The sequence below is a fragment of the Paraburkholderia terrae genome, assembly GCF_002902925.1.
Lineage (GTDB): Bacteria > Pseudomonadota > Gammaproteobacteria > Burkholderiales > Burkholderiaceae > Paraburkholderia > Paraburkholderia terrae.
In genome coordinates this window covers 185,316-197,509 of the sequence record NZ_CP026111.1, presented here as the reverse complement: position 1 = coordinate 197,509, position 12,194 = coordinate 185,316, and the positions used below count along the sequence as shown (strand labels likewise).

At 63.1% G+C, this 12,194-nt stretch carries 11 protein-coding genes; 8 read left to right on the top strand and 3 right to left on the bottom strand.

What is annotated here, in order from left to right:
* Positions 1 to 55: 55 nt before the first annotated feature.
* On the bottom strand, positions 56 to 1,135 hold the full coding sequence (locus C2L65_RS00860; protein WP_042314413.1) for a porin: 1,080 nt from the start codon (positions 1,133 to 1,135) through the stop codon (positions 56 to 58).
* Positions 1,136 to 1,671: 536 nt separating this feature from the next.
* Positions 1,672 to 2,289 (bottom strand): hypothetical protein, encoded by a 618-nt coding sequence (locus C2L65_RS00855; protein ID WP_042314414.1) that lies wholly within the window; start codon positions 2,287 to 2,289, stop codon positions 1,672 to 1,674.
* Positions 2,290 to 2,826: 537 nt separating this feature from the next.
* On the opposite strand from C2L65_RS00855, the gene C2L65_RS00850 reads away from it, so the two are divergent.
* The 8 genes from C2L65_RS00850 to C2L65_RS00815 all read left to right on the top strand — a co-directional run bounded on the left by C2L65_RS00850 (position 2,827) and on the right by C2L65_RS00815 (position 11,337).
* Positions 2,827 to 3,849, top strand: a complete 1,023-nt coding sequence (locus C2L65_RS00850) for a bile acid:sodium symporter family protein (protein ID WP_042314415.1) — start codon at positions 2,827 to 2,829, stop codon at positions 3,847 to 3,849.
* Between the two features lie 270 nt (positions 3,850 to 4,119).
* Entirely contained in the window at positions 4,120 to 5,958 is a 1,839-nt protein-coding gene (locus C2L65_RS00845; protein WP_042314438.1) for an EAL domain-containing protein, read from the top strand.
* Between the two features lie 362 nt (positions 5,959 to 6,320).
* On the top strand, positions 6,321 to 7,307 hold the full coding sequence (locus tag C2L65_RS00840) for a LacI family DNA-binding transcriptional regulator (RefSeq protein WP_042314416.1): 987 nt from the start codon (positions 6,321 to 6,323) through the stop codon (positions 7,305 to 7,307).
* Positions 7,304 to 8,578 (top strand): AGE family epimerase/isomerase, encoded by a 1,275-nt coding sequence (locus C2L65_RS00835; protein ID WP_042314417.1) that lies wholly within the window; start codon positions 7,304 to 7,306, stop codon positions 8,576 to 8,578. Before C2L65_RS00840 ends, C2L65_RS00835 begins: the two co-directional genes overlap by 4 nt.
* Before the next feature lie 18 nt (positions 8,579 to 8,596).
* Entirely contained in the window at positions 8,597 to 9,523 is a 927-nt protein-coding gene (locus tag C2L65_RS00830) for a carbohydrate kinase family protein (protein WP_042314418.1), read from the top strand.
* A 174-nt stretch (positions 9,524 to 9,697) separates the two neighbouring features.
* Positions 9,698 to 9,919 (top strand): hypothetical protein, encoded by a 222-nt coding sequence (locus C2L65_RS00825; RefSeq protein WP_042314419.1) that lies wholly within the window; start codon positions 9,698 to 9,700, stop codon positions 9,917 to 9,919.
* Positions 9,920 to 10,008: 89 nt separating this feature from the next.
* Positions 10,009 to 10,254 (top strand): hypothetical protein, encoded by a 246-nt coding sequence (locus C2L65_RS00820; protein ID WP_007577858.1) that lies wholly within the window; start codon positions 10,009 to 10,011, stop codon positions 10,252 to 10,254.
* A 144-nt stretch (positions 10,255 to 10,398) separates the two neighbouring features.
* Positions 10,399 to 11,337 carry an ion channel gene (locus tag C2L65_RS00815; RefSeq protein ID WP_042314420.1) on the top strand — a complete coding sequence of 313 codons (939 nt, stop codon included), beginning with the start codon at positions 10,399 to 10,401 and terminating at the stop codon, positions 11,335 to 11,337.
* Positions 11,338 to 11,364: 27 nt separating this feature from the next.
* Here C2L65_RS00815 and C2L65_RS00810 read toward each other — a convergent pair whose 3' ends face one another.
* On the bottom strand, positions 11,365 to 11,982 hold the full coding sequence (locus C2L65_RS00810) for a glutathione S-transferase family protein (RefSeq protein WP_042314421.1): 618 nt from the start codon (positions 11,980 to 11,982) through the stop codon (positions 11,365 to 11,367).
* Positions 11,983 to 12,194: the final 212 nt, after the last annotated feature.

Genomic DNA, 12,194 nt, shown 5'->3' with positions numbered 1-12,194 from the left:
GCAGGGCACGCCGCAGCAGCGCGCGGGACACGCCGCCGCGGCGTGTCTGTCGTGATCAGAACTTCGCGCGAATGCCTGCACCGGCCGTATAGCCCGAAGACTGGCCCGTGTACTTGTCGTAGAGATAGGCCGCGTAGACGTCGGTGCGCTTGGACAGCGGGTAGTCGTAGCCAATCGCCGCCGACTGATGCATCTGATCCAGACCGCCCGCGTCGCGCGAGTACGCGTATGACGCCATCACGGTGCCCGTGCCGAGCGGCACCGATACGCCACCCTGCGCCGTGTTCACGTGCCAGCTGCCGACGTCCTGGTCGTTCTTCGTGTACATGTACTGCCCGTAGAACTTCACGAATTTCAGGTCGTAGGACACACCCAGCTGCCCAACCGACTGGCTCTTGAGGCCCGAGACCAGCGATCCCAGGTCGGTCGGCGAGTTGTTGAAGTTCACGTACTGGAACACGCCCGTCGCCGCGAACGGACCGTGGAAATACAGGAACTGCGCACTGTATTTCTTCGAGCCGTTGTGATCCGCCGAATTGCCCAGCGCATACATCGCGCTGCCCGACAGGCCGCTGAAGTCCGGCGATGAATACTGGATTGCGTTGTTCCAGCCGGAATCGCCGACCACGCCCATGTCCGTCGTGTAGGTCGGGAACGTGCCCAGCCCGAGGAACACGTGATAGACCGCCGGCGAGAACACGTACGAGTCGATGAACGGATTGAACAGAATCGTCGACACGAACAGTTGCGTGGTCAGACGGCCCGCCGTCACCGTGCCGTACGGCGACTCGATACCGACGTACGCGTTACGTCCGAAGAACGTGTCGCCGTCGAAGCGGCCGAACTTGCCGTTCTGCGCACGGAAGAAGTCTTCCAGTGTGAAGATCGCCTTGTAGCCGTTGCCCAGATCTTCGGCGCCCTTGATGCCCCAGTACGACGTCGACATACCGCCGCCCGACACGTTCCATGCGCTCTGGCTGCCCGGGAACTTCGTGACGCCGACCCATTCGTCGACCTGACCATAAAGCTGCACGCTCGACTGGGCGAACGACGACGTCGATGCGACGGCCAGCAAGGCACCGATGACGCTCGCCTTCAGGGTTGTTCTCAGCGCACGGCTGACGGTGGTATTCATGGGTTCTCCTGTCTTTGTCAAAAGGTGTGGCTGTTCGGCGGGGCGCTCGCCGGATCCGTGTTTGTTATCCGTTTGATCGTCGAGCCAATCTGGGCTGGGACAAATCTTTGCGGACCATTTTTATGGACAAAAATATCTGCGGTTATTGCGGGTATATGGGACTGAATAGTTTGGTGAACTTTCGGCCTGATACTGGTTGCCGACGCATCTTGTTTCCGCAGTGCCGCAAGCGCCCGCAGGCCCCTCGAAGGGCGCGGATTCTACCGCACAGCGTGTGATGCGAAGCGCATCAACGATTGATTGACGCGCCGCCGCAACGAAGAGGCGATTTGATGACAAACGCCGGAGACTGACGAGCGTTTTCAAAAATGTGTGGCGTCCTTACGTCAGATCAGACGGGGTATTTTGTCGGACGTGCGGAGACCGAATAGATTGGGTAGCTGAACTTGAGAAAACGCCGATCCGATCTCAGAGCGAGTGGACGGACAGGAGAATGGACCGAACTGCGAAACGTCCGGCAGAGGGCAGAGGATAGGTCAGTTACGGTAAGGCGACGGCGACGGAATGCGCGACGAGTCCCCAGGCGGGCGCGGGATCGGGCGCGACGCACCGCGCTCTTCGTTGTAGCGTGTGACGTCGTCGCGGATCGAACCGACGTGTGCCGACTGCGCGGTCGCAGGCGGTCGCGGCGCGTTACGCGAATCGGTGCTGATCGGCGTGATCGCACCGGCATACTGCGTGCCGACATATTGCGCGGCGGGGCGGTTGTGATAGACGTCGGCGGGAAGCTTCATGCGTTGTGCGGTGTAGTTCGCCGCATTGCTACCGTACGGACGCCCGGCGAATGTGTCGTTCACACTGGTCCGGCCCGACGCGTTGCCGCGCGGGCGAGGCGCTTCATTTCGCGCATATCGGCCGGTGTAGCCAGGCATCGCTACACCGCGCGGCATGTCACGCGAAATGTTGGCGCGCGGCGCGGCGTTTCCATGGACGGGGCCGCCGAACGACGAACCGTGAAAACTCGATCCGCCGCCGAACAACCCGTGTCCGTCATGGCTGACAAATGACGGCTTCGCATAGGCGAGCGAGGTCAGCGCGACGATCAGCGCGCCCGTCATCCACCATTTGATCCTCGACAGCCCTACAAGCACCATGTTTCACCTGCCCGACGACCCGCCTGAGAGCCCGCCGTTCGAGCTACGGCTTGGCTGGTTCCGGGGCTTGCGCGACTTGCATGACAACGCTGTCTCGCGCAATGCCCCATCGGCCTTCGAACAGTAATTTATTGGCGTCCTCCCAGTGAGTCGAGCCAAAATATGTTAGGTCTGCGGCACTCTTGTAACGCATTGTTACTGCGACGTTTTTTCGCCACAAACCTCTTGCGGCGCGAGGGGAAAAAGCGCTGAAACGGGGTCGTTCGAACACCTGAATTCGTATGAACAGAGGCTCTCCAAAACGCCTGTTTCGACGTGTCGTTTCGACCGATTTTTGACGCCCGAAACGGTCGTTCTGACCAGCAGCATCGATGCGAACGCAACCATGCCCGCTAACGGGTGTTTCATGCGTTCAGGTAATTAATCAATTCGGCAAATGAATTTGCTTTTTCAATCACTTTGCGCGGACAATAGCCATTTGGCGGCCGCCGCCGGCGACATCAAGGCGATCGCTACACCTGCATCGAGATTTGAAAGATGGCGCGTCCGAAACTCCTGCCCGACAATTTCACGCTCTGCCTGATCGGCACGGTGATTTTCGCGAGCCTGCTGCCCGTGCATGGCCACGCGGCAACGGCGTTCAACTGGGTAACGGATTTCGCGGTCGGGCTGCTGTTCTTCCTGCACGGCGCCAAGCTCTCGCGCGAAGCGATCATTGCTGGCGCCACGCACTGGCGGCTGCACCTCGTCGTGCTGTTAAGCACGTTCGCGCTCTTTCCGATACTCGGGCTCGTACTCAAACCGCTTCTTTCGCCCCTCGTGACGCCTGCGCTCTACGCCGGCATCCTCTTCCTCTGTACGCTGCCGTCGACGGTTCAATCTTCGATCGCGTTCACGTCGATTGCGAAAGGCAATGTGCCCGCCGCCGTGTGCAGCGCGTCGGCATCCAGCCTGCTCGGCATCTTCATCACGCCCGCGCTCGTCAGCGTGATCGTCACGAGCCAGGCCGCGAGCGGCACATCGCCGTGGCATACGGTGTGGAACATCGTGCTGCAACTGCTGGTGCCGTTCGTCGCCGGGCAGTTGCTGCGGCCGATGATTGGCGCATGGATCGACCGCAACCGCGGCGTGTTGAAGTTCGTCGACCAGGGCTCGATCCTGCTGGTGGTGTACGCCGCATTCAGCGAGGCCGTCAACGAAGGCCTGTGGCATCAGATTCCGCTCGCGGCGCTGGGCGGGCTGCTCGTGGTGTGCGCGGTGCTGCTGGCGCTCGCGCTGCTCGTGACGATATTCGTCAGCAAGCGCCTCGGCTTCAGCCGCGCCGACCAGATCACGATCATCTTCTGCGGTTCGAAGAAGAGCCTCGCCGCCGGTGTGCCGATGGCGAAAGTGATTTTCGCCACGCATGCGGTAGGCGCCGTCGTGCTGCCGCTGATGCTGTTCCATCAGATTCAGTTGATGGTCTGCGCCGCGCTCGCGCAACGCTGGGGCGCGCGCGACGTCAGCGCCGAGAAGCGCGCCGCGCAAAAGAGCACGACGGCCGCTGTTGCGCGCCGCTAGGCCGGTTTCGAATAAGTCTAGATTCATAAGCGCTCTCCCTGAGTGCATGTCGTGAAAGCCGCCTGCGGGCGGCTTTTTCGTTATTTCACCCAGCCCGGCCGCCGCTGTCGCCTCGGCACGAAGGCATAGGACAAACGCACGCCCCTCCCTCCCAAATAATGGAAACGCTTCCGACAAGCACCAGAACGGTGCGAAGCGTCATTAAAAATTCATTTAATTTCAGCGACTTGCTGCCGATAAGCCGACGGTCCAATGCTCCGGCCGTGTGTCATGCCTCAACGCTCGTTCTCCACCATCGCAGCGCCACGCATCGTCGATCTGATTGCGCAGCGTGAGCTGTCCGCCGTCTTCCAGCCGATCGTCGATTTCGACGACGGCGCGATACTCGGCTACGAAGGGCTGATCCGCGGACCGGCCGGTTCCGCGCTTGAAGCGCCGTACGCGCTGTTCGCGCAGGCGGCCGCCGAAGGCAGCGTGATCGCGCTGGAGCGCGCCGCCGCGCACACCTGCATTGAGGCATTCGCAAAGCTCAAGTACGAGGGCAAGCTGTTCCTGAATTTCAGCGCCGGTGCGATCCGTCAGCTCGCGGACAATCGCGAAGACACTTTCGTGATGCTGCGCAACATGGGCGTCGATGCCGAGCGCATCGTGATCGAACTGACCGAGCAGAGCGCGATTCCCGATGTCGCCAGTTTCCTGCCCGCTATTACCATGCTGCGCATGGCCGGCGCCCAGTTCGCGCTCGACGACTACGGCACTGCGAACGCCAGCATGAATCTGTGGGTGCGCCTGCAACCGGACGTCGTGAAGATCGACCGGTTTTTCATTCACGACATTGCCAGCGACCCGCTCAAGTTCGAAGCCGTCAAGGCGATGCAGCATTTCGCGGCCGCGAGCGGCGCGCGTCTGGTGGCCGAAGGTATCGAAAACGAGGCGGATCTGATCGTCGTGCGCGATATGGGGATCGCCTGCGGCCAGGGCTATTTCTTCGGCAAGCCGAATGCGCACCCGCCGCGCAAGGTCTCAGACGACGCCCGCGAGGCACTGCGCGCCGGTCATATCGCCGTGTTCCCCGAGGCGACGCGCGCGGTGAGCGCGTCGCCGTCGGGCGGGATGGCGTCGGCGAAGATGGTCGTGCATGCGCCCGCGCTGCCGCGCAACGCGACCAACAACGACGTGCTCGAACTCTTCAACCGTCTGCCGAACCTGCATGCCGTCGCCGTCGTCGAGCAAAACGAGCCAGTCGCGCTGATCAACCGGCGCGCGTTCATGGACCGCTACGCGCTGCCTTACCACCGCGAGCTGTTCGGCAAGCGGCCATGCCTGTTGTTTGCGAATGCATCGCCCGTGGTCATCGAAAAATCGATGACGGTCGAAGACATGGCCAAGCTGCTCGCCAGCGACGACCAGCGCTATCTCGCGGACGGCTTCGTCATCACCGAGAGCGGCAAGTACGTCGGCCTCGGCACGGGCGAAAGCCTCGTGCGCGCGGTGACCGAAGTGCGCATCGAGGCGGCCCGTTACGCGAATCCGCTGACTTTCCTGCCGGGCAACATTCCGATCAGCTCGCACATCACCCGGCTGCTCAGCCATGAAGCGGGCTTTTATGCGTGCTACGTCGACCTGAATCACTTCAAGCCGTTCAACGACCAGTACGGCTACTGGCAAGGCGACGAAGTGCTGAAATTCGCCGCGCACGTGCTCGCCGATGTCTGCGATCCGACACGCGATTTTCTCGGCCACGTTGGCGGCGATGATTTTCTGATCCTGTTCCAGAGCGAAGACTGGCGCGAGCGTGCGGAGCGCGCCATTCACGTTTTCAACGAAGGCGCGCAGCGCTACTACGCGCCGGGCGACCGCCTGGCGGGCGGCATCCACGGCGAAGACCGGCGCGGCAATCCGACGTTCTTCAGTTTTGTGACGATGGCGATCGGCTGCGTGCTGGTTCAGCCGCAATCGGGCGAAGCGGTGTACAGCAGCGAAGACATTGCATCGGTGGCGGCGCTCGCGAAGCGCCGCGCGAAAAGCGAAGCGTCCGGTCTCGTGATGATCGGGTTCGAAGAAAGCCAGATGTTGCTGCAAGGGCGCACGGCGGCCACCGTCGACTGAGCTTCTTCGCCCGGCTCGGCCACCAGCATCATCTCCAGCGGCAAAGCACGCCGCGACGACATTCCTCTGTCATGACGGGCAGTCACCTTGGCAGCAAGGTTGGGACTGCGCGCTCACCATTCCTGTTTCTCATTCCCGCTCGCCTGCGGCCGCAACTTCGCCGCCGTCCGTATCAATTGATGAATCCAACACGTCGTTTAGTGCATTTTACTAAACAAACAATTCACCTTCACTGCGCCTGTATACGGGTATCTACGCGTATCGAAAGCCTCTGAGCGCGGGTTTCGCGCGATCGTTTTACTATACAATCACCCGAACTTGAACTCCGCCGCTGCGCGTCTCTCGCGCGGCCGCTTTTTTCGATGGCTACAACGATCCGCGACGTCGCTCGCGCGGCCAGCGTGTCGATCGGCACCGTCTCACGCGCTCTGAAGAATCAGCCCGGTTTGTCGGAAACGACGCGCGAGCGCGTCGTCGAAACGGCCCGCCGGCTCGGCTACGATTCCGCGCAGCTGCGCCCACGCATTCGCCGGCTCACGTTCCTGCTGCATCGTCACCACAACAACTTCGCCGTCAGCCCGTTTTTCTCGCACGTGCTGCACGGTGTCGAGGACGCGTGCCGCGAGCGCGGCATCGTGCCGTCCGTGCTGACAGCGGGCCCGACCGAGGACGTCGTCCAGCAGATGCGCCTGCATGCGCCCGACGCGATCGCCGTCGCCGGTTTCGTCGAGCCGGAAACGCTCACGACGCTCGTCGCGATGAAGCGCCCGCTCGTGCTGATCGACCTGTGGGCGCCGAATCTGCGCTCAGTGAATCTCGACAACCAGGCGGGCGCCGCGCTCGCGATGCAGCATCTGTTTGCACAGAAGCGCACGCGCGTCGCGTTCATCGGCGGCTCGCTTGCGCACTACAGCATCGCGCAGCGCGCGCTCGGCTACCGGCGCGCATTTTTCGAAGCCGGCCTGCTGTTCGATCCGTCGCTGGAAGTGACGATCGACGCCGGCCTCGACCCCGACGCCGGCGCCGCGCTCGCGATGGAGCAACTGCTCGACCGCCCAGGCCCGCGCCCCGACGCCGTCTTTGCCTACAACGACCTCGCCGCGCTTGCGGCGCTGCGCGTATGTCTCGCGCGTGGTCTGCGCGTGCCCGAAGACATCGCCATCGTCGGTTTCGACGACATTCCCGCCGCCGCGCACGCGCGCCCGCCGCTCACGACGATCGCCGTCGACAAGGAAGCACTCGGCCGGCGCGGCGTCGAACTGCTGCTCGAAGACACGCCGTCCGCACTCGACATTCGCATTCCGGTCCAACTCGTTGTCCGTGCCAGTACCTCGGTGAACATGCCATGAAACAACCCGACACGACTCTTTCGAACAACACCGCCGATCACAAGGTGCCGCCTGTCGCGAGCTTCCGCGACGGCGCTTTCCTGCTGTCGCACATCGAGGACACGCTGCGCTTCTACGCGCCGAACGTGCTCGATCCGAGCGGCGGCTTCTTCCACTTCTTTCGCGACGACGGCACGATCTACAACCGCGCGACGCGTCACCTCGTCAGCAGTTGCCGCTACGTGTTCAACTACGCGATGGCGTACCGGCAGTTCGGCGACCCGCAGCATCTGGAGTACGCGCAGCACGGCCTGAAGTTTCTGCGCGACGCCCACTGGGACCCGCATCATCAGGGCTACGACTGGGAGATCGACTGGCGCGACGGCCACAGGCGCACGCTCGACGCGACGCGCCACTGCTACGGCCTCGCGTTCGTGCTGCTCGCGTACGCACACGCGGCGATGGCGGGTATCGAAGAGGCGAAGCCGATGATCGCCGCGACCTTCGAGCTGATGGAGCACCGCTTCTGGGACCCGGCAGCCGGCCTGTACGCCGATGAAGCCACGCCCGACTGGAGCGTGAGCTCGTATCGCGGCCAGAACGCGAACATGCACACCACAGAGGCGCTGCTCGCCGCGTACGAGGCGACGGGCCATCTCGTGTACCTCGACCGCGCCGAGCGCGTCGCGACGAACATCACGCTGCGTCAGGCCAAGCTTTCGCAAGGTCTGGTGTGGGAGCACTTTCACGCGGACTGGTCGGTGGACTGGCATTACAACGAGGAAGACAGCTCGAACATCTTCCGTCCGTGGGGTTTCCAGCCGGGCCATCAGACGGAGTGGGCAAAGCTGCTGCTGATCCTGGAGCGCCACCGTCCGCTGCCGTGGCTGCTGCCGCGCGCGGTCGAGCTGTTCGACGCGGCGATGACGCACGCGTGGGACAACGATCACGGCGGCCTCTACTACGGCTTCGGCCCGGACTACACGGTCTGCGATCACGACAAATACTTCTGGGTGCAGGCCGAAACCTTCGCGACGGCCGCACTGCTCGGACAGCGCACGGGCAACGAGCGCTTCTGGGACTGGTACGACGAGATCTGGCGCTACAGCTGGGCGCATTTCGTCGATCATCGTTATGGCGCGTGGTACCGCATTCTCACGTGCGACAACCGCAAGTACAGCGACGAGAAGAGCCCGGCCGGCAAGACCGACTATCACACGATGGGCGCATGTTACGAAGTGCTGCTACACGCACTGCAACCCGCGGTGCAGCCTTCCAGCGCGTCCAAATAACCTCGTACGGTGAGCAACATGAGCGCGAGCCCTGAATTTCACGCTGAGTTTCCCGAATTCGTTTCCGCCGGCGACATCCTCACCGATCTCGTCCGCACGGGTCCTGCAAGCTGGCTGTCGGTTCCCGGCGGCGCGGGCTGGAACGTCGCGCGCGCGGTCGCGCGGCTGGGTCTGCCGACCGCCTGCGCCGGATCGCTCGGCGTCGACAATTTCTCCGACGACCTGTGGAACGCGAGCGTCGCCGCGGGCCTCGACATGCGCTTCATGCAGCGTGTCGAGCGCGCGCCGCTGCTCGCCGTCGTGCATCAGACGCATCCGCCCGCGTATTTCTTCATGGGCGACAACAGCGCGGACCTCGCTTTCGATCCGTCGAAGCTGCCCGAAGGCTGGATGCCGCAGGTGAAGTGGGCGCATTTCGGCTGCATCAGCCTCGTGCGCCAGCCACTCGGGGCGACGCTCGCGAAGCTCGCCGCCAACCTGCGCGAGCGCGGCGTGAGGATCAGCTTCGATCCGAACTATCGCAACCTGATGGAGCACGGCTACGAGCCGACGCTGCGCCAGATGGCGTCGCTCGCCGACCTGATCAAGGTATCGGACGAAGACCTGCGGCTGCTGTTCAAGACCGACGACGAAGCGGCCGCCCTCGCGCAATTGCGCGCGATGAATCCGACGGCGATCGTGCTCGTCACGCGCGGCTCGGAGACGGCGACGCTGATCGACGGCGACCGGATCGTCGAAGCGAAGCCGCCGCGCGTGGCCGTCGCCGATACGGTCGGCGCGGGTGACGCGTCCATCGGCGGACTGCTATTCAGTCTGATGACGGCACCGCAACGCAAGTGGGAAGAGCATCTGGCGTTCTCGCTCGCGGCGGGCGCGGCGGCTTGCCGGCATTCGGGCGCGCATTCGCCGACGCTCGATGAAGTGGTATCGCTGCTGCAGGATTGATCCGCCGATGCTGTCGGAAGAAGCTGCCGGTGCAAGCGCCTGACCGGCAACTCCGTCCGCTGCGCGGCGGCATGCAAACGCGCCGGAAGAACTGGTGAGCGCGCCTTTGGCGCCGACATGTGAGCGTCGAAATCGCGTGCTAGGATGGAATCTCCCCCTTGCAGGAGATGCATCATGGAGGACGTCACCTACACCAAAGGTCTCTATACGGCGACGGCGAGCGTTCGCCCGGTAGATGGCGGGCAATACCAGGGCGTCGTTGCGCTGTCGCGCGACGAAGGCGACGAGACAGAAGACACGCTCTACGAAGTCGAAGCCACGTCGCCGACAGCCGACGAAGCACTCGAAGACGCTAAGGCGCTGGCCCACAGAATCCTCGGCGAACTCGAACTATAGGCACTGGGCTTTCGCATTGAACGATACGTGGCGCGTCAGCCGCGCGCCGCGCCTACGACGTTTTCTTCGTTGACCAGGCGGAGGCGATCATGGCAGAACCTCTCTTTCTTTACGGCGTGTACGCGATACACGTGCGGCCACTCGAACTTCAGGGCGCGCGCTGGGACGCGGAATACGAAATCCGGCATCGCGATCATCCGGTGCAACGCTGGACCACGGTAGGCGGCGACACGGGCTTCGCGACGGAAGCCGAAGCTGTCGAAACGGCGCATCAGCAGGCTGTTGCCGATATCGAGCACGGCGCGGGCGTGCCGAAGCCGCGAGCGTTTCCCTAAGCGGACAACGATCGCGTCGCCTGAAGTCACGCATTGCCGTCAGTAACCGGGCGGACGGGCTACACTACACGCCGCAGCGGGCAACCGGCATCACGGCCGCGCCGCGACGCTGCGCAATACACCCGTTAGCAAAACAGAAAAAGAATGAGCGCGACCCCGCCCGAATCCAACTATCACCGCGCGCGCAAGGCCCGGATTCTTGACCGGAAGATACGCGTGCGTTCGCATACTGTGATCGCGCATGGCTTGCCGCTGCGCGTCTGGCAGGACCTCTATCACCGCGCGCTGACGATCAGCTGGCCCGTGTTCTTCGTCTCGCTCGCGTTGCTGTTTCTCGTGCTGAACTCGGTCTTCGCGTCGCTGTACGAACTCGGCGGTGATTCCATCGCCAATCAGAATCCGAAGGGCTTTGCGGGCGCGTTCTTCTTCAGCGTCGAGACGCTCGCGACGGTCGGCTACGGCGACATGCATCCGCGCACGCTTTACGGGCATCTCGTCGCGACACTCGAAATTTTCGTCGGCATGTCGGGCATTGCACTGGCCACGGGGCTGATCTTCGCGCGCTTTTCGCGGCCCCGCGCGAAGATCATGTTCTCGCAATACGCGGTTGTACGCCCCATCGACGGACGCACCACGCTGATGGTGCGCACCGCGAACGCACGGCAAAACGTGATCGTCGAAGCTCGTGCGCGGCTGCGGCTGATGCGCGTCGAGCAGTCGTCGGAAGGCTATGTGCTGCGCAAGATTTACGACCTGCGGCTGGTGCGCGATCAGCAGCCGATGTTCTACCTCGGCTGGAACCTGATGCACGTGATCGACGAAGCCAGCCCGCTATTCGGCCAGACACCGGAGAGCCTCGCCGAGCAGGACGCGTCGCTGCTGATCACGATAGAAGGTTCGGACGAAAACACCGCGCAGACGATGCAGGCGCGCTATTCGTGGCTCAGCGACGACATACGCTGGCAGCACCGCTTCGTCGATCTGATCCGCGAAGTGAACGGGGTAAGCCATATCGACTACACGCATTTCGACGACGTCGAGCCGCTCCAGCCGCACGAACTGCAGCAGGCGCCGACGGGCTGAGCGCGCGACGCGCTTTCCACGCGGCGGCTAGTGCTTCACCTTCAACGCGTCTATTTCACGTTGCTCGATTGCCATTGCCCGCACGTGCCCTTCGCGCGTGATCGCCCGCTCGACGTATTCACCGATGCGCCCCGACGGCTCGAGCAGCTTCGCGACGAATGCGATCTGCAGCGTGCTCGCCAGCAGCAGGTCGGCTGCGGAAAAGCGCTCGCCGAGCAGCCAGTCGCCTTCATCGAGCGCCATATCGATGGCCGCCTTCACGCGCTCCAGGTTGCCCCAGCCAAAGCTGAACGAATTGCCCGACGCGCCCGTCATCTTTTCGGCCATCGCGGGTTCGAGACAGCCTGGCGTGAAGAAAAGCCACTGCAGGAAACGCCCGCGCAACGGATCGCCGACTGGCGCGCCGAGATTCGCTTCGGGAAAACGGTCGGCCAGATACAGCAGCACTGCGCCCGATTCGGCGACCTGGACGCCGCCGTCGTCGAGCGCGGGGAGCTTGCACATCGGATTGACGTGGTGGAAATCGGTAGTGTCCTGCTCGCCTGCGCGCAGGTTCACGCGCGCGAGTTCATAGGGCTCGCCGATTTCTTCGAGCATCCACAGCGCGCGGAAAGCCCGCGTTTTCGGCCAGTAGTACAGTTTCATTGTCCGTCTCCTGTGGGTTGCGAAGCTGTTGGCATAGCGTAACCCAAGGGCGGGCTTCACGAACCTCGTCCGGATGGCATAGGCAAGTCTCCATAACCATTCCAGGTAACGCTCTCAATCGCCCTTCCGACAGCCCGCGAACCGAAGGCGGTGGATCTATCTCAATACGAGCCCGAATGGCTGGAATCATGTCGCAGTAAATGAATCAGCGA

Bases quoted from the DNA above. Each gene is read 5' to 3' on its own strand.
- C2L65_RS00855 (WP_042314414.1), bottom strand. From the start codon at position 2,289: ATGGTGCTTGTAGGGCTGTCGAGGATCAAATGGTGGATGACGGGCGCG.
- C2L65_RS00860 (WP_042314413.1), bottom strand. From the start codon at position 1,135: ATGAATACCACCGTCAGCCGTGCGCTGAGAACAACCCTGAAGGCGAGC.
- C2L65_RS00840 (WP_042314416.1), top strand. From the start codon at position 6,321: ATGGCTACAACGATCCGCGACGTCGCTCGCGCGGCCAGCGTGTCGATC.
- C2L65_RS00825 (WP_042314419.1), top strand. From the start codon at position 9,698: ATGGAGGACGTCACCTACACCAAAGGTCTCTATACGGCGACGGCGAGC.
- C2L65_RS00820 (WP_007577858.1), top strand. From the start codon at position 10,009: ATGGCAGAACCTCTCTTTCTTTACGGCGTGTACGCGATACACGTGCGG.
- C2L65_RS00835 (WP_042314417.1), top strand. From the start codon at position 7,304: ATGAAACAACCCGACACGACTCTTTCGAACAACACCGCCGATCACAAG.
- C2L65_RS00850 (WP_042314415.1), top strand. From the start codon at position 2,827: ATGGCGCGTCCGAAACTCCTGCCCGACAATTTCACGCTCTGCCTGATC.
- C2L65_RS00810 (WP_042314421.1), bottom strand. From the start codon at position 11,982: ATGAAACTGTACTACTGGCCGAAAACGCGGGCTTTCCGCGCGCTGTGG.
- C2L65_RS00845 (WP_042314438.1), top strand. From the start codon at position 4,120: ATGCCTCAACGCTCGTTCTCCACCATCGCAGCGCCACGCATCGTCGAT.
- C2L65_RS00830 (WP_042314418.1), top strand. From the start codon at position 8,597: ATGAGCGCGAGCCCTGAATTTCACGCTGAGTTTCCCGAATTCGTTTCC.
- C2L65_RS00815 (WP_042314420.1), top strand. From the start codon at position 10,399: ATGAGCGCGACCCCGCCCGAATCCAACTATCACCGCGCGCGCAAGGCC.